General features: G+C 71.5%; 18 protein-coding genes and 2 pseudogenes. 5 read left to right on the top strand and 15 right to left on the bottom strand.

The features are described from left to right. Positions 1–50: 50 nt before the first annotated feature. Positions 51–617: pseudogene (locus KCH_RS25450) on the top strand (hypothetical protein); the annotation flags it as partial. Positions 618–1,089: 472 nt separating this feature from the next. On the opposite strand, the gene KCH_RS44910 reads toward KCH_RS25450, so the two are convergent. The 3 genes from KCH_RS44910 to KCH_RS25430 all read right to left on the bottom strand — a co-directional run bounded on the left by KCH_RS44910 (position 1,090) and on the right by KCH_RS25430 (position 3,400). Continuing rightward, positions 1,090–1,365 carry a hypothetical protein gene (locus tag KCH_RS44910; RefSeq protein ID WP_244305432.1) on the bottom strand — a complete coding sequence of 92 codons (276 nt, stop codon included), beginning with the start codon at positions 1,363–1,365 and terminating at the stop codon, positions 1,090–1,092. 553 nt (positions 1,366–1,918) lie between these two features. Beyond that, complete coding sequence (locus KCH_RS25435) at positions 1,919–2,602, bottom strand: ribonuclease HII (RefSeq protein WP_035866799.1); 684 nt, start codon at positions 2,600–2,602, stop codon at positions 1,919–1,921. A 168-nt stretch (positions 2,603–2,770) separates the two neighbouring features. After that, a complete protein-coding gene (locus KCH_RS25430; RefSeq protein ID WP_167574116.1) occupies positions 2,771–3,400 on the bottom strand; it encodes a TetR/AcrR family transcriptional regulator in 630 nt (209 codons plus the stop codon). Positions 3,401–3,536: 136 nt separating this feature from the next. Here KCH_RS25430 and KCH_RS25425 point away from each other — a divergent pair, with 136 nt between their 5' ends. Then, on the top strand, positions 3,537–5,090 hold the full coding sequence (locus KCH_RS25425) for an MFS transporter (protein WP_425268820.1): 1,554 nt from the start codon (positions 3,537–3,539) through the stop codon (positions 5,088–5,090). Positions 5,091–5,319: 229 nt separating this feature from the next. Here KCH_RS25425 and KCH_RS25420 read toward each other — a convergent pair whose 3' ends face one another. The 8 genes from KCH_RS25420 to KCH_RS25385 form a co-directional block, all read right to left on the bottom strand. After that, positions 5,320–6,834: a DUF4153 domain-containing protein gene (locus tag KCH_RS25420; RefSeq protein ID WP_157032190.1), complete on the bottom strand. Its 1,515-nt coding sequence runs from the start codon at positions 6,832–6,834 to the stop codon at positions 5,320–5,322. Between the two features lie 580 nt (positions 6,835–7,414). After that, positions 7,415–10,528 carry an Ig-like domain-containing domain gene (locus tag KCH_RS46180; RefSeq protein WP_157032189.1) on the bottom strand — a complete coding sequence of 1,038 codons (3,114 nt, stop codon included), beginning with the start codon at positions 10,526–10,528 and terminating at the stop codon, positions 7,415–7,417. A 199-nt stretch (positions 10,529–10,727) separates the two neighbouring features. Next, complete coding sequence (locus KCH_RS25410) at positions 10,728–11,684, bottom strand: carbohydrate ABC transporter permease (RefSeq protein WP_035866795.1); 957 nt, start codon at positions 11,682–11,684, stop codon at positions 10,728–10,730. Then, positions 11,681–12,706, bottom strand: coding sequence for a carbohydrate ABC transporter permease (locus KCH_RS25405; RefSeq protein WP_035866792.1), 1,026 nt, complete (start codon positions 12,704–12,706; stop codon positions 11,681–11,683). Before KCH_RS25405 ends, KCH_RS25410 begins: the two co-directional genes overlap by 4 nt. An 89-nt stretch (positions 12,707–12,795) precedes the next feature. Then, positions 12,796–14,166 carry an ABC transporter substrate-binding protein gene (locus KCH_RS25400; RefSeq protein ID WP_063750179.1) on the bottom strand — a complete coding sequence of 457 codons (1,371 nt, stop codon included), beginning with the start codon at positions 14,164–14,166 and terminating at the stop codon, positions 12,796–12,798. 181 nt (positions 14,167–14,347) lie between these two features. Then, on the bottom strand, positions 14,348–14,914 hold the full coding sequence (locus KCH_RS25395) for a Clp protease N-terminal domain-containing protein (protein WP_035866790.1): 567 nt from the start codon (positions 14,912–14,914) through the stop codon (positions 14,348–14,350). Between the two features lies 1 nt (position 14,915). Beyond that, the gene (locus KCH_RS25390) at positions 14,916–15,146 is read right to left on the bottom strand and encodes a hypothetical protein (RefSeq protein ID WP_035866788.1); all 231 of its coding nucleotides are present in this window, start codon (positions 15,144–15,146) and stop codon (positions 14,916–14,918) included. Between the two features lie 99 nt (positions 15,147–15,245). Beyond that, a complete protein-coding gene (locus KCH_RS25385; RefSeq protein WP_341865408.1) occupies positions 15,246–15,908 on the bottom strand; it encodes an SDR family oxidoreductase in 663 nt (220 codons plus the stop codon). Positions 15,909–16,234: 326 nt separating this feature from the next. On the opposite strand from KCH_RS25385, the gene KCH_RS25380 reads away from it, so the two are divergent. After that, the gene (locus tag KCH_RS25380; protein WP_035866786.1) at positions 16,235–17,257 is read left to right on the top strand and encodes a hypothetical protein; all 1,023 of its coding nucleotides are present in this window, start codon (positions 16,235–16,237) and stop codon (positions 17,255–17,257) included. Between the two features lie 110 nt (positions 17,258–17,367). On the opposite strand, the gene KCH_RS25375 is transcribed toward KCH_RS25380, so the two are convergent. Together KCH_RS25375 and nrdR are read right to left on the bottom strand one after the other, a co-directional pair. Next, positions 17,368–20,247: a vitamin B12-dependent ribonucleotide reductase gene (locus KCH_RS25375; protein ID WP_035866784.1), complete on the bottom strand. Its 2,880-nt coding sequence runs from the start codon at positions 20,245–20,247 to the stop codon at positions 17,368–17,370. 153 nt (positions 20,248–20,400) lie between these two features. After that, positions 20,401–20,877: a transcriptional regulator NrdR gene (nrdR, locus tag KCH_RS25370; protein WP_035866783.1), complete on the bottom strand. Its 477-nt coding sequence runs from the start codon at positions 20,875–20,877 to the stop codon at positions 20,401–20,403. A gap of 330 nt (positions 20,878–21,207) precedes the next feature. Between nrdR and KCH_RS43450 the strand changes: the two genes are divergently transcribed. Both KCH_RS43450 and lexA read left to right on the top strand, forming a co-directional pair. Continuing rightward, complete coding sequence (locus KCH_RS43450) at positions 21,208–21,426, top strand: hypothetical protein (RefSeq protein WP_035866781.1); 219 nt, start codon at positions 21,208–21,210, stop codon at positions 21,424–21,426. Beyond that, a pseudogene (gene lexA / locus KCH_RS25360) lies at positions 21,366–22,043 on the top strand (transcriptional repressor LexA); the annotation flags it as partial. The gene KCH_RS43450 and the pseudogene lexA, both read left to right, overlap by 61 nt. 101 nt (positions 22,044–22,144) lie before the next feature. Here the strand turns inward: lexA and KCH_RS25355 are convergent. After that, positions 22,145–24,226 carry an ATP-dependent DNA helicase gene (locus KCH_RS25355; RefSeq protein ID WP_244305431.1) on the bottom strand — a complete coding sequence of 694 codons (2,082 nt, stop codon included), beginning with the start codon at positions 24,224–24,226 and terminating at the stop codon, positions 22,145–22,147. 12 nt (positions 24,227–24,238) lie between these two features. After that, positions 24,239–25,084, bottom strand: an 846-nt coding sequence (locus KCH_RS37795; protein ID WP_035866776.1) for an IucA/IucC family protein, incomplete at its 5' end; no start/stop codon positions are given.

Genomic DNA, 25,084 nt, shown 5'->3' with positions numbered 1-25,084 from the left:
CCTTCGGCGTACGCCCGCGCGACTCTGGGAGCGCGGGCACGGGAAGGAGGATCGTGATCAATGGCATCGACCGAGGTCCTTCCCACTACGACAGCCGTCGGACGCTCACGCTGCCGGAGTGGCAGCAGCTCAGCGTGCCGCTCCTCCGTGCACCCCGGGAGTTCGTCACCGAGCTCCACCGGCGGCATCTTCCGCAGCCCGGCACGACCGTGGTCGCGGTGCTCGACCCCGAACACCGGATGACGGCCTCGGCCTCGTTCGGTGTCCGCCCGCAGTTCAGCGACGGCTGGGACCATCGCAACGCCCTGCTCGGCCACCTTCGTCGAGTGACCCCGCACGACCTCAAGCGGATATCCCCGAACCGGACCGCCGTCCTGCTGCGCTGCCGCGACGGCGGGCCGGACTGGACCGAGCAGGACGGGGCGTGGATGTGGGCCCTGCGCGCCGCCGCCGAACTGCACGGACTGCGCTGCGGCTCGTACCTGACGCTCACCCCGGCTGGCTGGCAGTCGCTCGGCGACGGTCGGCGCGGCCGCAACCCGCACTCCGGGTCCTGGGCGCTCGGGCCGGTCCACACCGTCACCGAACTGCCACCGCGCGTCCCACCCGACACCGGGACCGAGCGCTCGGCGACGCCGACGCCAGCGGCACCAGCGGCATCGACACCGGCACCGGCCGAACCGCAGATCGCCCCGGTCACCTCGCTGGACGCGATCCGAGCCCTGGAGCCCACTCGCGACAGCCGGACGATCCGCCGAACCGGTACCCGCTGAGCGGCCGTCCGTCCACGACGCCCACTCGCCGGACCGTCCTGCGCCAACGACCCGACACCCCGGCGACCAACGACCACCGAAGCAACGGTCACCGACCGCCGACCACCGAACCGGCTACCACCGACCCGACGGCCGGCAGTCCCAACGCCTGGCGGTCCCAACATCCGGCAGTCCCAACGTCGGAACGTCCCAACGTCGGAACGTCCCGACGCCACAACGGCGCACCGGGACGCGGTACGACGACATGACAACGCCCCGGCCCCGCCCGCAGGCGGAGCCGGGCCGGGCCGGGCCAGTACGAATGGCCGACGGTCGGTCAGGCGAACAGCGGGGCGACGGTGTCCGTCTCGCCGCAGACCACCAGCAGCTTCGCAGCCCGCTCCAGCGCCTTGCGCGCCGCAGCGGCCACCCGCTCCGAGTGGTTGTCGTTGACCACCAGCACCACCACGTCGCGGCGCAGCGTCCGGGTCGTGGCGGCGTCGGCGTAGAACACGTCGCCACCGTCGGCGAGTTGAGCCCAGTAGCTCTCCTCGCCGAAGCTCAGCTCGTGGTCCTGCCAGGGGTGCGCGGCGCCGACCGTCAGGACCAGCACGTCGCCGGGGCGGCGGCCGGACTCCAGCAGTGCGTCGACGGTGTCGTCGGCGCGGTCGAGCGCCTCGGCGGCGGCGACGGGCAGGAGTTGAACGGTCGGCCGGCCGGGGCGCGGCGTGGGGCCGGCCTTGGGTCGGGGTGCGGGCCGCGGGCCGGGGACCGGGCGGTCCGCACGGGGCGGCGTGGGGCGCGGCGGGCCGGGGCGGGGCCCGGGACCGGAGCGGCGACGGCGGTGGAGGAAGGCATACGGGGGGCAGGTGCGTCCGACTTGTGGGAAGGGGGAACACCGGGGCCCGGGATCGTCTCGTGAATCTCCGGCTCCTCGGGGAAGACAGGCATACCCGGATTCCTATCAAATGCCGGTCGGATGCGCACGGGCACCCCACCACTTGGAAGTCTCGCGCTCCGTGTGCGGGCGCACGACAACGTCCGGGTGACGGGTGGATGAATGCTGACGAACCGTCAGGATCCTCGGAAATGGCGAGCCCGGAGGCGTTCCGCAGGTGCGGCGGGAACGAGCGTGCTCCGGAGGGTGCGCCGCGCGGGCGGGGCGCTCAGAAGCCGAGCGAGAGCTGTTCGCCGGTGTCGATCGGGGTCCGCTGCCGCTTGAGGTGGCTCCAGCGAGGCAGGGCGTCCATGAACGCCCAGGACAGCCGGTGGTGTTCGGTGGGCCCGAGCTCCTCGAGCGCGGCGCGGTGGGTCGGCGAGGGGTAGCCGGCGTTCTCCTCGAAGGCGAACGCCGGGTGGTCCAGGCCGAGTTCGGCCATCAGCGCGTCCCGACGGACCTTGGCCAGCACCGAGGCGGCAGAGACGCACACGCAGGACTGGTCGCCCTTGATCACCGTGCGGACCCGCCACGGGCCGCCCAGGTAGTCGTGCTTGCCGTCCAGGATCACCGCGTCGGGCTCCACCGGCAGCGCCTCCAGCGCGCGGACGGCGGCCAGCCGGAGCGCGGCCGTCATGCCGAGCTCGTCGCACTCCTGCGGCGAGGCGGCGCCGAGCGCGTAGGCGGTCACCCAGTCCTCCAGGATCGGGACGAGCGCCTCCCGGCGCCGCTCGGTGAGCAGCTTGGAGTCGGTGAGCCCCTCCGGCGGGCGGCGCAGCCCGGTGACGGCGGCGCCGACCATGACCGGTCCGGCCCAGGCCCCGCGCCCCACCTCGTCCAGCCCGACCACCAGGCGGGCTCCGGCCCGGCGCAGGGAGCGCTCGACCGAGTGGGTCGGGGGGTCGTACGGCATCGACGGTTCCTTCACTGGCAGGGCGGCAGCCGGGCCCGCGACGAGGGCGTTCCCGGCACCATTCAGCCTACGCCGCCGCCCGGACAGCCCCGGCCGGCGTGCAGCACCGGCCGGCATGCGGCACCGGAACCGCCCACGACCCACCCGGGGCGTCGCCGGACCCCCGCGCTACGGTCTGATCATCGGCAGCAGGACCCGGCCGAGCAGCTCCTCGCAGAAGTCCTCCTCGATCATCCCGACGCAGACCCGGGCCCGGTACAGCAGCATCGCGGGCAGTACGTCGGCCACCATCGGCACCGCGGCGCCGCGGCGGACGTCGCCGCGGGCCTCGCCGCGCCGCAGGATGCCGAGGATGCCCTCGGTGGTCGGCTCTATCACCCGTTCGTGCAGGAATCCCTTGAAGAGTTCGGCGCGCTCGTGGTCGAGTTCGCCCATCAGGGTCCGGACTGCCGCGCCGATCCGGGAGTTGAGCACCTCGATGTAGCCGTGCACGACCTGCCGCAGTTCGGCCTCCGCGGAGCCGAGGTCGGGGAAGTCCGCGGGCGGCGGCATGGCGGCGACCAGGGCGTCCATCACCAGGTCCGCCTTGGACGCCCAGCGCCGGTAGAGCGCGGCCTTCCCGGTCTGCGCGGCTCCGGCCACGCCCTCCATGGTCATGCGGGCGAACCCGCCGGAGGTCAGCTGGTCGAGCGCGGCCTCGAAGATCGCGGCCTCAAGTGCCTTGCCGCGCCTGCGCAGCGGGGTTCCCTCGGCAGGGCCGTCGGCCGGCTGCGGCCGGTCCGGCTGATCCATCGTCATCCACCCTAAAAGACGGTTGCGTTCACTATCGGTGCCGACTAATGTCCCCCGCAGTGAACGGGACCGTTCACTATCCACCTCGCCGAGCACTTTACCGAACAGCAACCGATAGCAGTAGCCAGCAGGGGGCACAACAGTGGCTATCTCCGACATGCTCAGCAAGTCGGCTCCGCCGGGGGCCGGTCGCGACCAGCGCAAGGGCATCACGCTCACGGTCATCGCGGCCACGCAACTCATGGTCGTCCTCGACGCGACCATCGTGAACATCGCGCTTCCGCACATCCAGGACGCGTTGAAGTTCTCCACCACCAACCTGTCGTGGGTGATCAACGCCTACACGCTGACGTTCGGCGGCCTGCTACTGCTCGGCGGGCGGGCCGGCGACATCCTCGGCCGCCGCCGCGTGTTCGTCGTGGGCGTGCTGCTGTTCGGTCTGGCCTCGCTGCTCGGCGGCTTCGCACAGAACGGCGGGATGCTGCTCGCGGCCCGCGCGCTGCAGGGCATCGGCGGTGCGATCTGTTCGCCGACGGCGTTCGCGCTGATCGCCACCAACTTCAAGGAGGGGCCGGAGCGGAACCGGGCCTTCGGTGTCTTCTCGGCGGTCGCCGGCTCGGGCGCGGCGATAGGCCTGCTGGCCGGCGGTGTGCTCACCGAGTACATGAACTGGCGCTGGGTGTTCTTCGTGAACGTGCCGATCGCCGCGCTGATCGCCATCGCCGCACCGCGCTACATCAACGAGTCCGAGCGGCACCCGGGCACCTTCGACCTGCCCGGCGCGCTCACCTCCACCCTCGGCCTGGTCAGCCTGGTGTACGGGTTCATCCACGCCGCGGATCCGGCGGCCGGCTGGGGCAACGGCGTGACGATCGCCTCGTTCGCCGTCGGCGCCGCTCTGCTGGTGGCGTTCGTGGTGATCGAGCAGCGCACCGCCCAACCGATCACCCCGCTGCGGCTGCTGCGGAGCCGCAACCGCGCCGGCGGGCTGATCATGATGCTCTGCCTGGCCGCCGCCATGTTCGGCATCTTCTTCTACGTCACGCTCTTCGTGCAGCGCGTGCTCGGGTACAGCGCACTCAAGGCGGGCTTCGCCTTCCTGCCGATCAGCGTCGCGATCATCATCGCCGCGCAGCTCGCCTCGGCCTTCCAGGCGAAGCTCGGCCCCAAGCCGTTCCTGGTCACCGGCAGCGTCCTGGTGACGGTCGGCCTGAGCTGGCTGACCCGGACGGACGTGGACAGCAGCTACACCTTGGGCGTGCTCGGCCCGACGGTCACCTTCGGCTTCGGCATGGGCCTGATATTCGTCCCGGTGATGCTGATGGCGGTCTCCGGGGTCCCGGCCCACGAGACGGGCGCCGCCTCGGGCCTGCTCAACTCGGTGCAGCAGATCGGTGGTTCGGTCGGCCTGTCGATCCTCACCACGGTCTTCGCCAAGGCCGCGGCCTCCGAGGGCGCCCGCCAGCAGCCGGACTTCCTCGCCCACGCCGCCCCGGCCGACCTGCAGTACGCCCAGCAGCACCAGGCCTTCCCGCCCGGCACCACCTGGGCCAACGAGGTGCTGGCGTACGCCGTCTCGCACGCCTTCGTGGTGGGCGTGGCGTTCGCCGCGGTCGCCCTGCTGTCCGCGCTGTTCGTGGTCAAGGCGAAGGCCTCCGACCTGCCCGCCGAGGCACCAGCCGGAATGGCGATATGACGGCCACTCAACTCGCCTGAGACGCCGCCGTCGACGGCGGGGGGCCGGGGGCGTGGGCGGGGGCAGAGGCAGGAGAGCTGAGCCCTCCCCCTCCCCCGCCGCCCATGAGCCCGAAGCCCCGACCACCAACCGCCGCCAGCCCCCGGTCGGCCACCGGCCACCGGTCACCAACTCCGCTCGACCGCCAGCAACCAGCAACCAGCAACCAGCAACCAGCAACCGACGAACGTCAGTAGTCCTCGCGCCGATCCTCGACCAGGCCGACGCGCTGGCAGGCCACGCCCCGGTCCCAGGTCACGGGGTTCGCCGCAAGGATCTCCCGGGCGCGGGCCTCGGCCCGGCTCATGGCGTACCAGGGCGGCGCGGGCTTGTCGGCGAGCTCGGCGGCGATGGGCTGGAGCGCGCAGGTGCGCAGGTCGTCCGGCAGCCGGTCCAGGGCGGGCACCGCGTCGACGGAGAGGCTGCGCAGGTAGCTGACGTCGAGGTGGGCGCCGGCGGTGCGGTGACGGTCGACGTTCTGCTCGGCGATCAGGCTGTCGGTCCGCAGCAGGCCGAACAGCGCCACGGCCACGGCGGCACTGAGCACCACCGCACGGGGCAGCCAGCGGCGGGAGGAGAGCACCGCGCCGAACAGCACCATCAGGAAGACCAGGCCGAGCCAGATCTCCACGGCGGCGACGTCGACTCGCTGCCGGGTGAGTCCGAAGGCGTCCATGTACAGGCTCATCCGGACGAGCGCGGTGCCGACCACGATCAGGGTGAGCGTGCAGAGCAGTCCGAGCAGCACCTTCACCAGCCGCCGGTCGCCCGCATTGCTGCGCGGCGCCCAGTACTTGGCGAGTGCGACCACGACCAGCGTGAGCACCGCGATCCACAGCAGCTGCCAGAAGCCCTGCCGGGCGTACTCGGCGGGGGTCATCCCGGTGCGGCGCATGATCGAGCCGTAGCCGCCGATCAGCACCACCAACTGCACCACCACGAAGGTGCCGAACAGCAGGTTCATCACCACCAGCGGCATCGCCCACTCCAGCCGGCCGCGCTCCTTGCCGGCCCGGGTGCGGGTGCGGTCCCAGCGGCGCGGGGCGGCAGCGGCGTGCGCGGCGCCGAGCGCCAGCGACACTCCAGCGGCGAAGAACACGAAGCGCAGCGGGACGTCCCCGACGTCCATCGAGGGGACGAGGCCCTCCAGCAGGTCGGCGACGGTGGAGTCGGCTCCGGCGAACAGCGAGCCGAAGATCAGCAGCAGCACCAGCGAGACCAGGACGGCCTTGAACACCTGCCCGGCCCGGGCCTTGGCCGGAAAACGACGCTCCCTCAGCGCCCGGATCCCCCAGGCCACTCCGGGCATGAAGTGCGTCCACAGGCCGATCGAGCCCATCGCCACGCCGACCCAGCGGGCACCGCCGTGCAGGGTGAGCGAGCCGACGCATATCGCGGCGATCAGGGCGAGGGTCACCGCCCCGCCCGCGCCGCTGATGGCCGGCACCAGGCAGAGCAGCAGCGCGGTCGCGGCGAACGCAAGGTGCCAGGGCTTGATCTTCCGCCCGGTGCCGAGCGCGGTCATCCCGGCGCCGATCGCACCCGCGAGGGCGCAGAGCAGCAGGTTGGCGCCGATCCCGTCACCGAGCACCACCGCACTGACCAGTCCGGACACCCCTGCGGCGACCAGCACCCGCAGGCTGGCGGGCGCGGCGGTCCGGGCCTTGCTGGGCCGCAACCACTCCGGCTCGGGCAGCGGGTCCAACGGCCGGTGCTGATACGGCGCGTAGGGGTTTCCGACCGACGCGGCCTTCACCCCCGGACCTGCGGCGGCCCCGACCGGCGTCCCCTTCCCGAACGCCCCGGGCCGCGGCCCCCCGGGCGCCGCAAAGGGGTTCGCCGGCTCCGGCCGCCCAACGCCCCCGGCAGATCCACCAGCGCCACCCGCCGCACCGGCACTGCCCGAAGCTCCGTCACCACCAGCACCACCCACCGCACCGGCGCCACCCGCCGCACCACCCGAGCCCTCGGCGCCACCGGCCCCATCAGAACGGCCGGAACCACCGGCGTTGACAGCGTCAGGACTGCCGGAGCTGCTGGAGTCGGACGGCTGAGACATGAAACCCCCTCAGGAAGCGTGCGTGCGACGGTTTTCGGCCAGCCGCACGCCTGGTCGTGCCGGCGACTCTAGGGCCCGAACGCCACTTCTGAACAGGTTCAAAAAGCCGCCGGGGCGGCTCGGTCACAGAGTTGTGACACAAACCGCCCCGGCAGCCCGAAACAACCGACCGGTTCAGTGGGCCCGTTCAGTGGGCCCGATCAGTGGGCCCGATCAGTAGGCCCGATCAGTAGGCCCCGTACAGCGAGTACACGAGGTTGTCCTTCACCGCGGTGCCGAAGCTCGCCGGGAAGGTGCCGAACGGGACGCTGGCGTTGCTGTAGACGCCAGACCCGGCGGGGCCGGAGCTGTAGTGCATGTTGTTGACGGTCGAGCTGGTGCCGTTGGAGTTGTAGACCAGCCAGTAGGTGGTGTTGGCGGCCAGCGTGTAGGTGATGGGCGCGCTGTTCCAGGCGTTGGCGCTCAGGGTGCCGACGGAGCTGGTGGCCAGCAGCGCGTCCGGCGAGCCGCCGTTGTCGGTGTAGACGGCGATCTGGAACTGGTTGTTGGGCGAGGCGCTGGTCTGGCCGGTGTGCACGTTCAGCGAGGTGAGCGCGATCGCCGAGGCCCCGGTGGTGATCCTGGAGCCGTTGAGGTGGTTGGAGTTGGTGTCGTCGAGCTGGGTGCCGACGGCGTTGTTGCCGATGGTCTGCGGCGGCGCGCCGGCCGTGGTGAAGGCCGCGGTGTAGGCGGCGGTCTGGGTGTTGCCCGCCAGGTCCTTCACGTTGGCGACGGTCAGCGTGTAGCCGGTGTTGAGCGCGAGGGCCGCAGTCGGGGTGAAGGTGACGGTGTTGGTCGCGGTATCCAGCGCGACCGTGCCGGCCACGGCGACGGCGCCGGTGGTGGTCTTCAGGGTGACGTTGGTGGCGTTGACGGTGGCGGCCTGGACCGGCTCGCTGAACGAGGCCTTCACGGCGGCGGTGGCGGCGACGCCGGTCGCCCCGTTGGCCGGGACGGAGCCGGTGACGGTCGGCGCGACGGTGTCGGTGCCGTAGGTCGCCGTGTAGGAGCCCACGTTGCCGTCGAAGAAGGCGTACGTGATGCCGTGGATGGTCTCGATCCGGTAGTTGACGGCGGTGGTGCCCTGCTTGATGCCGGTGAGCGTGCCGCCGGCCGAGTTGACCGGGACCATCGCGCGCAGGCCGTTCGCGCCGCCGGTGATGCTGAAGCTCAGCGTGTTCGCGGCCCAGGTCGTCCCGGAGAACGCCGAGCCGTTGCGGAAGTCCAGCCAGGTCAGCAGCTGGCGGCCGGAGACCACGGGCGTGCCGTGCGCCTTGGCCGAGGCGATGACCTGGTCGGACGCGGTGGAGGCGGCGTAGTCGGTGTGGATGTTGGCGGTCAGGGCGGTGTAGTAGCCCTTGGAGTTGTAGGCGTTGTCCAGCAGCGTGTTGACGGTGCCGGGCATGGACTGGCCGGCCTCGTCGGTGAGTTGGGTGGTGGCCTGGTACTCGTTGATGGTGGCGCCGTTGCTGTCGGCGAACTTCATCGGCAGTCCCGCGCCGTTGAAGTAGCCGGGCCGGTCCTGCACGAAGCTGCCCGGGTAGTAGTAGTAATCGGTGTCCAGCCGGATGCCGTTGGCGAGCTTGGTCTTGGCCTGGGTCGCCCAGTCGTCCCACTCGACGCAGTGGGTGCGGGTGCTGTCCGGGTTGGGCAGCGAGGGGTACTTGGCCTTCCACGCGGCGATCTGGGTGGCGTAGAGGTTCTGCAGGTCGGTGGGGGTGCCCCACGGGGTGCAGTTGGTGGTGATGTGGGTGCTGATCTCGAAGCCCTGGTCGGAGTAGGCCTTGGCCTGGGCGTCGGTCATCGGCCCGCTGGCGTAGACGTTGGACGAGGCGCGCACGCACTCCCAGTTGGCGACGTTGCAGCCGACGGGGCTCTGCGCGATGTAGCCGTCGAAGCGTCCGGTGGTGCCGCCGATGCCGTGGTCGTCTCCGGTCATCACCACGACGGCCTTGGCGTCGCGGGGGAAGTACCAGAACTTCGGCAGCGGCTTCTTGGCGGCGTCCATGGTGGTGATCAGGTTGCCGAGCAGGCGCTGCTGCTCGTCGGCGATCGGGATCTGCGCCTTGTCGAGGTTGTTCCAGTTGAGCTGTCCGCCGGTGCCGAAGAACATCTCGCTGGCCTCGATGCCGTCCACGTTGTCGCGCTGCTGGCCGCCCCAGGCGGCGTTGCCCTGGCGGGTCTGCACGACGGACTTGGCGAGGTCGAAGGTGAACGCGGCGGCCTGGCCGGTGCCGACGGTGCGCAGCGTGACGGCCGGGTTGGTGGTGGCCACGGCGGCGTCGCTGTACAGGGTGGCGACGGCGGTGGCGCCGTTCAGGGTGTACTTGTCGGCGGTGCCGTGGAAGCCCATGGTGTCGGCGGTGAGTCCGGTGCCGGGCGCGGCGGTGGTGTCGATCTTCAGGTAGGCGTCGGCCAGCGTGTCGGGCGTACTGGTGAGGCCGAGCAGGCCGGCGAGCTGCTTGTCGGGCCGCATCGCGACGAGCCGTCCGCCGCCGTTCACCCAGGTGGTGAACATGGTGGTCTGAGCGGCCGTCAGCTGGTTCTCCGCCAGCAGCACCACGTCGTAGGAGGCGAGGGTGGCGGCGGTGACGGTGCCGATGTCGGCGAGCTTGTAGTAGTTGAGGCCCTCGGCCTTGAGGATCTCGCCGTAGTACGAGGTGTACGGGTTGGCCGGGTCGGTGACCAGCAGGATCGGGCCCTCGTTGCCGGGGCCGTTGCCGGGTGTGGCCGCGCCGCCGCCGGACGGGGTGTAGGTGGCGTAGATGGAGTAGTTGAGGTTGCCGGTGGAGACGGCGCCGAAGTTGCTGGGCCAGGTGCCGAAGGCCGCGCCGCCGGTGGAGTAGCCGCTCTGGCCGCCGGTGGAGTAGTTGAGGTTGTTGACCGCGGCGGTGACGCCGTTGGAGTTGTAGGCCAGCCAGTAGGGCGTGTTGGGCGCGAGGGTCGCGGTGACCGGCAGGGTGTTCCAGGAGTGCGCGGTGAGCGTCCCGGACGCGGAGGAGCCGAGCAGCGCGCCGGGCTTGCCGGCGACGTCGCCGTACACCGCGACCTGGTACTGGTCGTTGGGCGTGGCGCCGACGGCGCCGACGTACACGCTGACGCTGGTGACCGCGCCGCCACTGGCGCCGGTCACGAAGCGCGAGGTGTTGATGTAGTTGGAGTCGCCGGAGTCGGTGGCGGTGCCGACGGTGTTGTTGCCGAGGACGGCGGTGGTGTCCGCGTGTGCCGCGGGCGCCGCCATCAGTCCGGTGGATGCGAGCAGGGCCACGAGCAGCCCGGCGAGCCGTTTTCTGAACCTCACGCCAACCCCCCAAGGTCGGATGACCGGATGAACGGCAGAAGTGCCGCCCTCCGTCCTACCGGCTCCGACCCCGGCACGTCCGCAGAACCCTCACATCACAGCCACGACTTCCGGCCAACTCGAACGCGAACGCTCCGCATCCGACCGGTTTGTCTGCACATAATCAACACGGCCCGTTGCGTTCAAGAATCGAACGGACTCAGCCCTTCACCGACCCGGCCAGCAGGCCCCGGACGAAGAAGCGCTGGAGCGCGAAGAACACCGCCAGCGGCACGATCATCGACAGGAACGCGCCCGCCGAGAGCAGTTCCCAGCGGCTGCCGTTGGAGCCGGACAGCTGGGCGAGCCGGGAGGTCATCGGCGCGACCGTCGGGTTGCCGCCGGCGAAGGTGAGCGCGACCAGCAGGTCGTTCCACACCCACAGGAACTGGAAGATGGCGAACGAGGCCAGCGCGGGGGCGCTCAGCGGCAGCACGATCGACCGGAAGATCTTGAAGTGCGAGGCCCCGTCCACCACCGCGGCCTCCATCAGGTCGCGGGGCAGCTGGGCGATGAAGTTGTGCAGCAGGAAGATCGCCAGCGGCAGCGCGAACATCGTGTGGGTCAGCCAGACCGGCAGGTAGGTGTCCTTCAGGTTGAGCGCCGGAATGACGGTGACCGAGCCGAGGTGGGCGCCGCCGGAGAACAGCCGCAGCAGCGGGATCAGCGACATCTGCAGCGGCACGATCTGCAGCGCGAAGATCACGAAGAACAGCGTGTCGCTGCCCTTGAACCGCACCCAGGCCAGCGCGTACGCCGCCATCGCGGCCAGCACCAGCGGGAAGACGGTGGCCGGGATGCTGATCGCCACCGAGTTGATCAGGTACGGCATCAGGCCGCCGGAGGTGCCGAAGGAGTTGTCGAACAGCACCGAGCGGTAGTTCTCGAACCCGAGGTCGGGGTGGACGAACGCCTCCCACCAGCCGGTGGAGGCGACGTCCCCCTTCGGGCGCAGCGAGGTGACCAGCAGGCCGACGGTCGGCAGCGTCCACAGGGCGGTGACGGCGACCACCAGGATGCTGGCCAGCGGGCTGCTGAAGGACCGTCGGACCGCCTTCACCGGCGGCAGTTCGGGCTTGGCGGCCTTGGCGGGGGCGATGGTGGGCTGGGCGCTCATCGGGTCGCACGCTCCTTGCGCAGCAGGGCGATGTTGTAGACCACCAGGGGGGCCACCGCGAGGAAGAGGATCACCGCGAGGGCGCTGCCGCGGCCGAAGTTGTACTGCTCGAAGCTCTGCGAGTACATCTCGTTGGCGAGCACCTGGGTGCCGAAGTTGCCGCCGGTCATGGTGCGGACGATGTCGAAGGCCTTCAGCGTGATGATCATGATGGTGGTGAGCACCACCACCACCGTGGTGCGGATCATCGGCACCGTGACGTGCAGGAACAGCCGCACGCCGGTGGCGCCGTCGAGCCGGGCGGCCTCGGTGATCTCGTCCGGGATGGCCTTGATCGCGGCGGACAGCACCACCATGGCGAAGCCGGTCTGCACCCAGACCAGGACGGCCATCAGCAGGAAGTTGTTCAGCGGCTGGGACAGGATCCAGTTCGGCGGGTCGTCCCAGCCGAGCGTGACGGCGAGCTGGCTGAGCAGGCCGACCTGGCTCTGCCCGCTGCCGCGCGACTCGTAGACCAGCTTGAAGACGATCGAGGCGGCGACCAGCGAGACCGCCATCGGCATGAAGATCAGCGACTTCCAGACCGCCTGGCCGCGCATCCGGTCCACCATCAGGGCCAGCGCGAGGCCGAGCCCGGTGGCCGCGAGGGGGGCGATCACCAGCCACAGCAGGGTGTTCAGCAGCACCCCGTGGATGGGTGAACTGGTCAGCGCCCAGCCGTAGTTCTTCCCGCCGACGAACTTCGCGCCGTCGGCGTCCAGGAAGCTCAGGACGACAGTGCGCAGCAGCGGCACGACCAGGCCGGTGAGCAGCAGCACGATCGCGGGGCCGAGCATCAGCACGATCGCCAGCGGCCGGGAGAAGCGTCCGGTGGCCCGGCCGGCCGCGAAGAACACGGCCAGCAGGACGCCCAGGAAGCCCAGTACGGCTCCGCCGGTGTTGCCGAACTTGATCGCCGCGTCCTGCCACAGCGAGTCCGCGAGCTGGAGCGCCGGCCCGGCGAGCCGGGTGTCGGTGGGCATGCGGAGGGTCCTTCCTCGGAGACCTCGGGGCGGACGGAGGGCAGCGCGGGCGGGTGGTGCACCCGCCCGCGCTGCCCGGTGGCCTGGGCCTACTGGGGCCAGGCGGCGTCGATGTCGCCGGCCGTCTTCTGGATCGACTGGCCCTCGGCGAACCAGGCGGTGAGCGCCTTCCATTCGGCGCCGGCGCCGACGGCGGCGGGCATCAGGTCGGAGCCGTCGAAGCGGAAGGTGGCCGCCGGGTCGGTGAGCGATTCGGCGGACAGCTTGTCGATCGGGTCGGTGTACAGGCTCTTGTCGACGCCCTGGTTGGCGGACACCCAGCCCGGGGAGACCTTGACCCGGCTGGAGGCCCACTCGGAGCTGGACAGGTAGTTCTGCACGGCCTGCACCTCGGGCCGGTCGGAGAACGCGCCGACGAACTCGCCGCCGCCCTCGACCGGGCTGTTGACCTGCGGGTTCACCGCGGGCAGGTGGAAGGCGAAGACGTCGCCGTCGGGCCCGATGCTGGTGCCCTTGGGCCACTGCGCGCGGTAGAACGACGCCTGCTGGAGCATCGCGCACTTGTTGCTGAGGATCGGGGTGCCGGCGTCCTGGAAGGTGGTGGTGGCGATCGACTTGACGTCGCCGAAGCCGCCGTTGACCCAGGCCGGGTTCTGCATCCAGTCGGCGACGGTCTTCATCGCGGTGGTGATCTTCTCGTCGGAGAACTTCACCTGGTGGCCGACCCACTGGTCGTAGACGTCGCCGCCGTACGAGCCGAGGACGATCTCCTCCAGCCAGTCGGTGGCCGGCCAGCCGGTCGCGGTGCCGGAGCCGATGCCGCCGCACCAGGGCTTCGTGGTGCCGGACTTGGCGATCTTGTCGCTGAGCGCCATCAGGTCGGCCCAGGTCTTGGGCACTTCGTACCCGGCGGCCTTGAACGCCTTCGGCGAGTACCAGACCAGGGACTTCATGTTGGCGCTCATCGGCGCCGCGTAGAAGGTGCCGTTGACCGACCCGTAGGTCTTCCAGATCGGCGACCACTTGTTCTCGTTGTCGACGGTCTGCTGCGGCGGCTTGACCACCTTGCCGGTCTTCACCATCTGGGCCAGCAGGCCGGGCTGCGGGATGATCGCCAGGTCGGGGGCGTTGCCGCCGGCCACCCGGACCGGCAGCTGCGACTCGAAGTCGTTGGAACCCTCGTAGACGATCTTGATGCCGGTGCAGTTGCTGAAGTCGGCCCAGGACTTCTCCAGCGAGTCCGACTCGGGCGACAGGATCGATGCGTACATCGACACCTTGGTGCCCGAATGGCCCGCGTACGCCTGGTACTTGGCGCAGTCACCGGTCAGCGCGGCGCCACCGGACCCGCCCCCGCCACCGGACGAGGAGCTGTTCGAGCAGGCGGCTGTCAGTGCCAGTGCCAGGACGGCCGGTACGGCGAGCAGCCGTCGGCGTCCAGTGGTCACGGGGGTGGTCAATGCGGTCCTCCTAGCCAGGGCATGGGCATGCCAGCCGTAAGACGAACAACACTGCGCTGTACCGGAGATGAGGGTGTACCCAGCTGATCGCTGGCTCAAAGACGTTAACCCACCGGTCACCCCACGCCAAGGAGCGCGTTCGACCTTCATCGGGCAGCGCCCCAGTTGTGACCGCCCCGTGCTACGAGGCCGCGGACAGGCCGTCCGCCAGCATCGCCTCCGTCTCCCGCTCCAGCTCCGCCAGGTCGACGCCCCGCTCGCGCAGCACCCGGACCGCCGCGCCGCCGCCCTCGCGCAGCAGCCCGAGCAGCAGGTGGCCGGTCTCGATCCGGCGCGACCGCGAATCGGCCGCGGCGCGCAGCGACAGCACCAGCACCTGCCGGCCCCGCTCGGTGATGCGCGGCCCGCCCCACCGCGGGCGCCGCTCCGGCGGCGGGGCGTCCAGCGCGCCCGCGCCGAACGTCGACTCGACGGCCTCGCGCACCGCCGTCAGGTCGATGCCGATCGCGGCCAGCGCCGCCCCGTCCCGCTCCGGGTCCGGGCCGCCGACCAGGCCGGCGACGGCGCTGCGGCCGGCGGCCAGGTCGAGGCCGAACCGGGCGAGCAGCCGGGCGGCCGGGTCCTGCGGCTGGGCGAGCAGGCCGAGCAGCAGGTGCTCGGTGCCCAGGTGCCGGTGGTGCAGGCGCCGCGCCTCGTCGCCGGCCAGCGTCACCGTGCGGCGGGCCTCCGCCGCGAACCGTTCGAACATCTCAGGCCCCTCCCCGTTCCGTCGTCCGCCGGGCGTACTTCTTGTGCACCGCCTGCCTGGTGACGCCCAGGCAGACCGCGATGTCGTGCCAGGACCAGCCCTTGCCGCGGGCGTTGCCGACCTGGAGTTCCTCCAGTCGGTCGGCCAGGTCGCGCAGCGCCCGGACGGCGCGCAGGCCGATCGCCGGGTCGCTGCTGCTCGCGTCGGCCGCGAGCTGTCTCGTCTCGCTCATGCCGTCAACATAGGTTGACGCCACCGCCCACGTCAACCCTGGTTGACAGAATTCGGCGCCGCTCCGCGGGAACTCTCAGTGCCGCCCCGCCGGGAACTCTCAGTGCCGTCCCGCCAGGAACTCCGCGAAGGTGATCCGCCCGTCCGCGTGCTCCGGCGCCAGGTTGCCGCCGGCCCGCAGCGCCTTCACCGCCCCGCCCGGCACCGGCACCCGGAGCACCGGCCTCCGCCGGCCCCGGGCGTGCAGGAACTCCGCCGCCAGCGCCTCCGCCGGACGCACCTGCGGCCCGCCGAAGTCCGCCACCCGCCCGGCCGGTTCGGCCTCCGCGAGGTCCGCCAGCCGCTCGGCCACGTCCCGCACGTCCACCGGCTGGAACGCCACCCCGCGCGGCAGCAGCAGCACCGGCGCCTTCGACAGGCCGTCCAGCATCCGCAGCAGCAGGTCGTGGAACTGGGTGGCCCGCAGCACCGTCCACCCCAGACCGGACTCCGCGACCAGCCGCTCGCACTCCGCCTTCGCCCGGTAGTAGCCGAGCGGCACCGCGTCCACCCCGACGATCGACACGTACACCAGGTGCGCGACGCCGGCCGCGCGGGCCGCCGCGACCAGCTGCCGGGTGGCGTCGACGTCCCGCTTCCCGTGGGTGGTCGCGCAGTGCACCACCGTGCCGGCCCCGGTCAGCGCCGCGTCCAGCCCGCGCCCGGTCACCAGGTCCGCGACCGCCCACCCGTGCTCCCCCGGCGTGTGTGCCTGCCGGCTCACCACCCGCACCGGGCACCCGCGCGACAGCAGCCGGCGCACCACGGCCCGGCCAGCGTCCCCGTCCCGCCCGTCACCACCGTCTGCCCCATCGCACTCACCCCTCTCCTCCCCCAGCCTGCCCGCGCCGCCCGCCCCGGCAGCCCGGCCAACGCACCCGGGGAACGGACGGCGCCCGGGCCGGCGGGCGATCCGTCCCCCCGGGCCTGGCGCCGCGCCCCTTGCGGCGGCGAACCGCCCGGCCCGGCGGCCGAGTTCGCGCGCAGCGGTGTGGGCGCGGCCGCATAGAGTGCGGCCCGGTACGAGCAGACAGCTGCGGAAGGACTCCCATGGCCAGAACCACTCCGCCCCGACCGGTCGACATCGCGGCCCTGTTCCCGGAGTTGGCGCCGCTGGCCCGGCAGGCGGTGCGGCTGCACCCGCGGCCGGGCGAGCCGGGTGTCCGGGAGAGTTCGGTGGGCGGCCCGCTGCTGTGGCCGGCCGGCGAGGAGTGGCCGGTCTGCACGGAGCCGCACCAGCACTGGGAGCCGCCCGTCTCGCTCGACGACGTCCGCCGGCGCCGGGCGCTGCTGGAGGCGGCCTGGCTGCGTCCGCGCGCGCCCGAGGAGAACCTGCTCGACCCGGAGCAGCGGGCCCTGCTCGACCGGCTCGGGGCCGGGCACCCCGCCCACACCGGGCCCAATCCGCTGCTGCCCGTCGCCCAGCTGTACCTGCGCGACGTCCCCGGGCTCGCCGGCCCGGCGGGGGCGGACCTGCTGCAGGTGCTGTGGTGCCCGCTCGACCACGACGAGGCGATGCCCGCCGCCCGCCTGTTCTGGCGCGACTCGGCCGGCGTCGGCGAACTGCTCACCGACCCGCCGGCGCCCCTCGACGTCGACCACTACGGCAACTACGTGCCCGAGCCGTGCGCGCTGCACCCCGAGCCGGTGACGGAGTACCCGGCGCCGCACGAGCTGCCGGAGGAACTCGCGGCGCGCCTGCACGAGTGGGGCGAGGGCACGAAGGCGGCGGACGGGTCGGGGCCGGGCGGGGCCTATTACCAGTACGAGTTGTCGGTCGCGCCGGGCTGGAAGGTCGGCGGCTGGGGCCCGTGGAGCTTCTGCGACCCGTGTCCGATGGACTGCCCGGAGTGCGGGGCCGCGTACCGGCCGCTGTTCACCGTCGACTCCGGGGAGTGGGACGGCGGGAGCGGCAGCTGGATCCCGCTGGAGGACCGGGAGCCCCCGGCGGGCCCGACCGGGCTCCGCCGGCCGTCGGACCCGCCAATGGTGCAGATCGGCCGCGGCTACCACCTGCAGCTCTACGTCTGCCCCTCGTCCTTCGACCACCCGCACTACGCCGCCGTGCAGTGAGAGGCGGTCCGCCGGAACGCGAACAGGGAACGCGGAACAGGGTGTCCCCCCGGAGGATCCGGGGGGACACCCTGTCAGGTCAGCGACTCAGAGCAGGCCCTGAGGGGCCGTCAGCTGCAGCCGCTGGTCGAGCCGCAGCCCTCGCAGAGGTAGCAGCTGCCGGCGCGGCGCATCTTGGTGCCGCAGGAGAAGCAGAGCGGCGCGTCGGCGTTCAGGCCGAGGCGGATCTCGGCGAGCTCCGTGGAGTTGTGCGCGGCGGGAGCCGGCTTGGGCTGCTCGACGACCGGCAGCGTGACGTGCGGCTTCTCGGCGGCGAGCGGCGCGGACTGGGCGAGGGACTCGGTGTCGAGCTCCTCCTCGATCGGCTCGTAGGAGCCGGTCTCCAGGTGCCGGGTGCGCTCCTCGACGGAGTGGATGCCGAGCGCGGAGCGGGTCTCGAAGGGCAGGAAGTCGAGCGCCAGGCGGCGGAAGATGTAGTCCACGATGGACTGCGCCATCCGCACGTCCGGGTCGTCGGTCAGGCCGGCCGGCTCGAAGCGCATGTTGGTGAACTTGGCGACGTACGTCTCCAGCGGGACGCCGTACTGGAGGCCGACCGAGACGGCGATGGAGAAGGCGTCCATCATGCCCGCGAGGGTCGAGCCCTGCTTGGACATCTTCAGGAAGACCTCGCCGAGGCCGTCGTCCGGGTAGGAGTTGGCCGTCATGTAGCCCTCGGCGCCGCCGACCGTGAAGGAGGTGGTGATGCCGGGCCGGCCCTTGGGCAGGCGCTTGCGGGTCGGTCGGTACTCGACGACCTTCTCCACGGCGGGGGCCGCGACCGGGGCGGGGGCCGAAGTGGCCGCCGGGGCCTTGGTCTTGGCCGAGAGCGGCTGGCCGACCTTGCAGTTGTCGCGGTAGATCGCGAGCGCCTTGACGCCCAGCTTCCAGGCCTGGAAGTAGATCTCCTCGACGTCCTCGACGGTGGCGTTCTCCGGCATGTTGACGGTCTTGGAGATCGCGCCGGAGATCCACGGCTGGATCGCGGCCATCATCCGCACGTGGCCCATCGGGGAGATCGACCGCTCGCCCATGGCGCAGTCGAACACCTCGTAGTGGGGGGCCTTCAGGCCGGGCGCGTCGATGACGTTCCCGTGCTCGGCGATGTGCGCGACGATCGCCTCGATCTGCTCGTCCTGGTAGCCGAGGCGCTTCAGGGCGCGCGGGACGGTGCCGTTGACGATCTGCATCGAGCCGCCGCCGACCAGCTTCTTGAACTTGACCAGGGCGAGGTCGGGCTCGACGCCGGTGGTGTCGCAGTCCATCATCAGGCCGATGGTGCCGGTCGGGGCGAGCACCGACGCCTGGGCGTTGCGGAAACCGTTCTGCGCGCCGAGCCGGACCACGTCGGCCCAGGTGTCGTTGGCGACGGCCCACACCGGGGAGTCCAGGTCGTCCAGCGGGGCGACCGCGGCGGAGGCGTCCGCGTGCTGCTGCATCACCCGCCGGTGCGGGGCGGCGTTGCGGGCGTAGCCGTCGTACGGGCCGACCACGCCGGCGAGTTCGGCGGAGCGGCGGTAGGCGGTGCCGGTCATCAGCGAGGTGATGGCGCCGGCCAGCGCGCGGCCGCCCTCGGAGTCGTAGGCGTGGCCGGTCGCCATCAGCAGGGCGCCGAGGTTGGCGTAGCCGATGCCGAGCTGGCGGTAGGCGCGGGTGGTCTCGCCGATCTTCTCGGTCGGGAAGTCGGCGAAGCAGATGGAGATGTCCATCGCGGTGATGACCAGCTCGACGACCTTGGCGAAGGTCTGCGCGTCGAAGCTGTCGTCGTCCCGGAGGAACTTCATCAGGTTCAGCGAGGCCAGGTTGCAGCTGGAGTTGTCCAGGTGCATGTACTCGGAGCACGGGTTGGAGGCGTTGATCCGGCCCGACTCGGGGCAGGTGTGCCAGTGGTTGATCACCGAGTCGTACTGGATGCCCGGGTCGGCGCAGGCCCACGCGGCCTCGGCCATCTTGCGGAACAGGCCCTTGGCGTCGACGCTCTCCAGCACCTCGCCGTTCATCCGGCCGCGCAGGCCGAAGGTGGTGCCGTTCTCGACCGCGGTCATGAACTCGTCGTTCACGCGCACCGAGTTGTTGGCGTTCTGGTACTGGACGGAGGCGATGTCGTCGCCGCCGAGGTCCATGTCGAACCCGGCGTCGCGCAGCGCGCGGATCTTCTCCTCCTCCTTCACCTTGGTCTCGATGAAGGCCTCGATGTCGGGGTGGTCGACGTCCAGCACGACCATCTTGGCGGCCCGGCGGGTCGCGCCGCCGGACTTGATGGTGCCGGCCGAGGCGTCGGCGCCGCGCATGAAGGAGACCGGGCCGGAGGCGTTGCCGCCGGAGGAGAGCAGTTCCTTGGAGGAGCGGATCCGGGACAGGTTCAGGCCGGCGCCCGAGCCGCCCTTGAAGATCATGCCCTCTTCCTTGTACCAGTCGAGGATCGACTCCATGGAGTCGTCGACGGACAGGATGAAGCAGGCCGAGACCTGCTGCGGCTGCTGGGTGCCGACGTTGAACCAGACCGGCGAGTTGAAGCTGAACACCTGGTGGAGGAGGGCGTGCGTCAGCTCGTGCTCGAAGATCTCGGCGTCGTCCGGGGAGGCGAAGTAGCCGTGCTTCTCGCCGGCGGCGCGGTAGGTCAGCACCACCCGGTCGATGATCTGCTTCAGGCTCCACTCGCGCTGCGGGGTGCCGACCGCGCCGCGGAAGTACTTGCTGGTGACGATGTTCACCGCGTTCACCGACCAGAAGTCGGGGAACTCGACGCCGCGCTGCTCGAAGTTGATCGAGCCGTCGCGCCAGTTGGTCATCACGACGTCGCGGCGCTCCCAGGTGACCGCGTCGTACGGGTGGACCCCAGGGGTGGTGTAGATCCGCTCCAGCCGCAGGCCGGTCTTGGGGGCCTTGGCGCCCTTCGCGGCCTTCTCCGACTTCGACCCGCGTGCGGAACCGCTCGTGGTGTCTGTCATGCCTTGCTCCTCCTCCTGGGCAAACGCCCGAAGTGCCCTGAAAAGTCCGGGCACGACTGGTTCGTTCTCCTGGTGTGCGGGCAGGCCGAAGCCCGGCCACGGCACACGGGTACTGCGGTGACTTGAACGGGAAAAACTGAGAGGGCCCGGCCGTTACGGCACGGGCACCGGGACGGGAACCGCGGGCCGCTCGGAGCGCAGCTCCGCGATCGCGGCCTCGAAGTCCTCCAGGTTGTCGAACGCCCGGTAGACGGAGGCGAACCGGAGGTACGCCACCACGTCGAGCTCCTTCAGCGGGCCGAGTATCGCCAGGCCCACGTCGTGCGTGGAGAGCTCGGCGCTGCCGCTGGCCCGCACGCACTCCTCGACCCGCTGCCCGAGCTGGGCGAGCGCGTCCTCGGTGACCGGGCGGCCCTGGCACGCCTTGCGCACGCCGGAGATCACCTTCTCGCGGGAGAAGGGCTCGGTGACACCACTGCGCTTGATCACCATCAGAGTGGCGGTCTCGACGGTGGTGAACCGGCGGCTGCAGTCGGGGCACTGGCGGCGGCGCCGGATGGAGCTCCCGTCGTCACTGGCCCGACTGTCCACGACTCGGCTGTCCGGATGCCGGCAGAAGGGGCAGTGCACCTGGAACTCCCTCCCTGCGACCCGACGGCGAACGACTTGGACCACTCTACCCGAAGCCAAACACAAGACCTGTGCCCGATCGAGGACACTAGCCACTAGATCTAGTGGCGGACGCCGCGCCACGCCGGGCGAACGGGTGAGAGTCGGGAACACCTCCCGCCAGGACGCCATAGACTGTTCGAGTCGAACATGCAATCGACTTACACCCGGAGGCTTGATCAAGTCAGGCGACCTCGAATAAATTCACTCGAACGTGTGTTTGGCGCAACCTTTCGATAGAGGCGCCAGTTGAGCTGGGCAGATGGAGCACCAGTCGAGAGGGTCGCCGCGATGTCCACCCCCAGCGCCGCCAGCGTCATGCACACCGTCGAAGCCAAGACCGCCATCCCGGTGCAGGAGCGTTCCGCACGCACCACTGACCAGGAGAGCATGGATCAGACCATGAGCCGTAGTCAGCCGATCGAGGAGTCCCCGCTCGGTGTGCCCACCCCCGTCGTCCGCGCCCTCCCCGGCCGGCCCCCGGCATCCGCACCGACGAAGCGGGCCTGACGGAGCGTCAGCGCCGCGTCATCGAGGTCATCCGCGATTCCGTCCAGCGCCGCGGCTACCCGCCGTCCATGCGCGAGATCGGCCAGGCCGTCGGCCTGTCCTCCACCTCCTCGGTCGCCCACCAGCTGATGGCCCTCGAACGCAAGGGCTTCCTGCGCCGCGACCCGCACCGCCCGCGCGCCTACGAGGTCCGCGGCGTCGAGGTCGCCCGCCCCGCCGCGGCCGAGACCTCCGGCCGCCCCTCCACCTCGTACGTCCCGCTGGTCGGCCGGATCGCCGCCGGCGGCCCGATCCTCGCCGAGCAGACCGTCGAGGACGTCTTCCCGCTGCCCCGCCAACTGGTCGGCGAGGGCGAGCTGTTCGCCCTCACGGTCAAGGGCGACTCGATGATCGACGCCGCGATCTGCGACGGCGACTGGGTCACGGTCCGCCGCCAGCCGGTCGCCGAGAACGGGGACATCGTCGCGGCGATGATCGACGGCGAGGCCACCGTGAAGCGCCTCAAGCGCGAGGACGGCAAGATCTGGCTGATGCCGCACAACGTGGCGTACGAGCCGATCCCGGGCGACAACGCGACCATCCTCGGCAAGGTCGTGGCGGTGCTCCGGCGCCTTTGACGGGTGACGCACGGCAAGGTCCGGTCGAGGACGGGAGTACCGTCCTCGACCGGACCTTGCTGTTGGGTGCCTACCGCTTCGCGCCGTTCCCCGCGCCCCTGTTATCGCTCCCGGACCGGCGGAGCCGAGGCGTCGATGGCGGCCAGGGAGCGTCGGACCTGGTTGCGGTCGGTGGTGTACCAGAAGTCCGGCATGGAGGCCCGGAAGAAGCTCCCGTAGCGGGCGGTGGCGAGGCGCGGGTCGAGGACCGCGACGACGCCGCGGTCGTCCGCCGCGCGGACCAGGCGGCCGGCGCCCTGCGCCATCAGCAGTGCCGCGTGGGTGGCCGCGACCGCCATGAAGCCGTTGCCGCCGCGGGACTCGACGTCCTTCTGACGGGCGCTCATCAGCGGGTCGTCGGGCCGCGGGAACGGGATCCGGTCCATGACGACGAGCTGGCACGCGGAGCCGGGGACGTCCACGCCCTGCCAGAGCGAGAGGGTGCCGAACAGGCAGGTCTGCGCGTCGGAGGCGAAGGCGCGGATGAGTTCGCCGAGGGTGTCCTCGCCCTGCAGCAGGATCGGCACGTCCAGCCGTTCGCGCAGGGCCTCCGCCGCGGCCTGGGCCGCGCGCATCGAGGAGAACAGGCCGAGGGTGCGGCCGCCGGAGGCGCCGATCAGTTCGGTGAGCTCGTCGAGCATCTCGGGCCGGTCGGGTTCCCGGCCGGGCGGCGGCAGGTGCTTGGCGACGTAGAGGATGCCCTGCTTGGGGTAGGTGAACGGGGAGCCGACGTCCAGCCCGCGCCAGTACGGCGGGGCGTCCTCGCCGGTCTCGGCGGTGGGCCCGTCGGGGGTGCGGTGGTCGGGCAGCCTGGTCTCGGAGGGCAGGCCGAGGGACCCGGCGACGCCGTTGAAGTCCCCGCCGAGCTTGAGGGTGGCGGAGGTGAGGACCACCGAGCGGTCCCGGTACAGGTTCTCCCGCAGCAGCCCGGACACGGACAGCGGGGCGACCCGCAGCGAGGCGGTGCCGGGGCCGAAGCGGTCGCTGCGCTCGATCCAGACCACGTCGTACTCGGAGCCGGTGAGCAGCCGGTCCGCCGTCTCGTGCAGGGTCTCGGCGGAGGCCATCGCCTGCTTGCGGACGGCGTCCTCGTCGCTGAGGCCCTTGTCGCGGGTCTCGCCGAGCGAGGTGATGACCTGGCGGCAGGCGTCGCGGATGCCGGCGACGGCGTAGCCGAGGTACTCGGGGAGTTCCTCGACCTGGCCGGGCTGCGCGGTCTCCATCAGGCCGTGGAAGTTCTCGGCGGCGGCCTGGAGCGCGTCCACCGACTTCTCGTTGGCGAGCTTCGCGGCCCGCTTCACGGCCCGGTTGACCGCGCCGACGGTGAGTTCGGCGGTGGCGGCGCCGGTGACCCGGTTCACCAGTTCGTGGGCCTCGTCGATGATCAGCAGGCCGTGTTCGGGGAGCACCGGCGCGCCCTCGATCGCGTCGATCGCCAGCATCGCGTGGTTGGTGACCACCACGTCCGCCAACTTGGCGCGTTCGCGGGCCTGTTCGGCGAAGCACTCCTGGCCGTAGGCGCACCGGGCGGCGCCCAGGCACTCCTTGGAGGTGACGGAGAGCTGCGCCCAGGCCTTGTCGGAGACGCCCGGGGTGAGGTCGTCGCGGTCGCCGGTCTCGGTCTCGTCGGCCCAGTCGCGCAGCCGCAGGACGTCCTGGCCGAGCTTGCCGGTGGGGCCGCCGAGCGCGTCGACCGGGTCGAACAGGCCCTCGCCCTCGTCGCTCGGGGTGCCCTCGTTGGCCCGGTGCAGGCACAGGTAGTTGGAGCGGCCCTTGAGCATCGCGTACAGCGGGCGGCGGCGCAGCGTCGGGTGCAGGGCGTCGACGGTGCGCGGCAGGTCGCGCTCGACGAGCTGGCGCTGGAGGGCGAGCGTCGCGGTGGCGATCACCACGTTGTCGCCGTGGGCGAGGGCGGGCACCAGGTAGGCGAGGGACTTTCCGGTGCCGGTGCCGGCCTGGACCAGGAGGTGTTCGCCCTCGTCGACGGCGGCGGCGACGGCCTCGGCCATCCTGACCTGCCCGGGCCGCTCCACGCCGCCGACGGCGGTGACGGCGGCGTGCAGCAGTTCCGGGATGCGGGAGGCGGGGACGGGGGGCGCCGACGCGTCCGGGCCGCCGGGCAGGGGTGCGGTGTCGTTCGTCATGGCGTTCCCAGCCTACGGGGCCGGGGTGACAATCCGGTGCCCCTGGGCCGGGAGGTGCGCGGCGCTGTGCAGCGGGTTGTCGACCTGGCCGTGGACGGCGGCGTGCGGCCGGTCGGGCCGGTCGCGGTAGCCGTCGAGCAGCAGCCGGTTGCGGTTCAGGCAGAGCCGGTCGATCCGCGGCGCGAACAGGTCGAACAGCTCGTGCCGGTCCGCGAGTTCCGGGAAGCGGCGCTGGCAGTCCAGGATCCGCTCCCGCAGCAGCTCCCAGAACTCGGCTTCGGGGAAGCCGAGTTGGTCCTCCAGCAGCGGTGCGAGGTAGCGGTAGACGCCGATGAACAGCCCGGAGTGCAGGAACTGGCACAGGTAGTCGGGGTTCTCGCGGAGCAGCACCTCGCCGATCCCGTCGGGCAGGTCGGCGAGTTCCGGCAGCGGCCGGTCGCTGATGTTGACGTCGTCGACGAAGTCCTTGACGGCGAGCCGGACCGGGACGTCCTGCTGGTCGAAGACGATGATCGCGTTCTCCCCGTGCGGGGAGAACACCAGGCCGTAGCGGTACAGGAAGTGCAGCAGCGGCGGCAGCATCACGGCGAACAGCCGGTCGACCCAGTCGCGGACGTCCAGGCCGGAGCGGGCGACGAGTTCGGCGGTCAGCGCGCGGCCGTCGGAGCCGGTCTGCAGCAGGGCGGCCAGGGTGCGGCCGCGTTCGCCGTCGTCGAGGTGGCGGCCGAGGGGTTCCCGCCAGATCGCGCCGAGCAGTTCCTTGTACTGGTAGGGCGCGTCGGGCAGGTCCCGGTACAGCGGGTGTTCGACGGTGACGGAGGCGATCTCGCCGAGCAGGATCACCCGGCACTCGTCGCG

Source organism: Kitasatospora cheerisanensis KCTC 2395, from assembly GCF_000696185.1.
In the GTDB taxonomy this organism is placed as follows: Bacteria; Actinomycetota; Actinomycetes; order Streptomycetales; family Streptomycetaceae; genus Kitasatospora; species Kitasatospora cheerisanensis.
Note: the sequence above shows the minus strand (reverse complement) of the source record. Positions and strands in the feature narration are given on the sequence as shown.

Excerpts from the sequence above, each read along its gene's own strand:
- KCH_RS25355 (WP_244305431.1), bottom strand. The coding sequence starts at position 24,226 with ATGACGAACGACACCGCACCCCTGCCCGGCGGCCCGGACGCGTCGGCG.
- KCH_RS25390 (WP_035866788.1), bottom strand. The coding sequence starts at position 15,146 with ATGAGCGAGACGAGACAGCTCGCGGCCGACGCGAGCAGCAGCGACCCG.
- KCH_RS25375 (WP_035866784.1), bottom strand. The coding sequence starts at position 20,247 with ATGACAGACACCACGAGCGGTTCCGCACGCGGGTCGAAGTCGGAGAAG.
- KCH_RS25435 (WP_035866799.1), bottom strand. The coding sequence starts at position 2,602 with ATGCCGTACGACCCCCCGACCCACTCGGTCGAGCGCTCCCTGCGCCGG.
- KCH_RS25405 (WP_035866792.1), bottom strand. The coding sequence starts at position 12,706 with ATGCCCACCGACACCCGGCTCGCCGGGCCGGCGCTCCAGCTCGCGGAC.
- KCH_RS25380 (WP_035866786.1), top strand. The coding sequence starts at position 16,235 with ATGGCCAGAACCACTCCGCCCCGACCGGTCGACATCGCGGCCCTGTTC.
- KCH_RS43450 (WP_035866781.1), top strand. The coding sequence starts at position 21,208 with ATGTCCACCCCCAGCGCCGCCAGCGTCATGCACACCGTCGAAGCCAAG.
- KCH_RS25395 (WP_035866790.1), bottom strand. The coding sequence starts at position 14,914 with ATGTTCGAACGGTTCGCGGCGGAGGCCCGCCGCACGGTGACGCTGGCC.
- KCH_RS25430 (WP_167574116.1), bottom strand. The coding sequence starts at position 3,400 with ATGACGATGGATCAGCCGGACCGGCCGCAGCCGGCCGACGGCCCTGCC.
- KCH_RS25410 (WP_035866795.1), bottom strand. The coding sequence starts at position 11,684 with ATGAGCGCCCAGCCCACCATCGCCCCCGCCAAGGCCGCCAAGCCCGAA.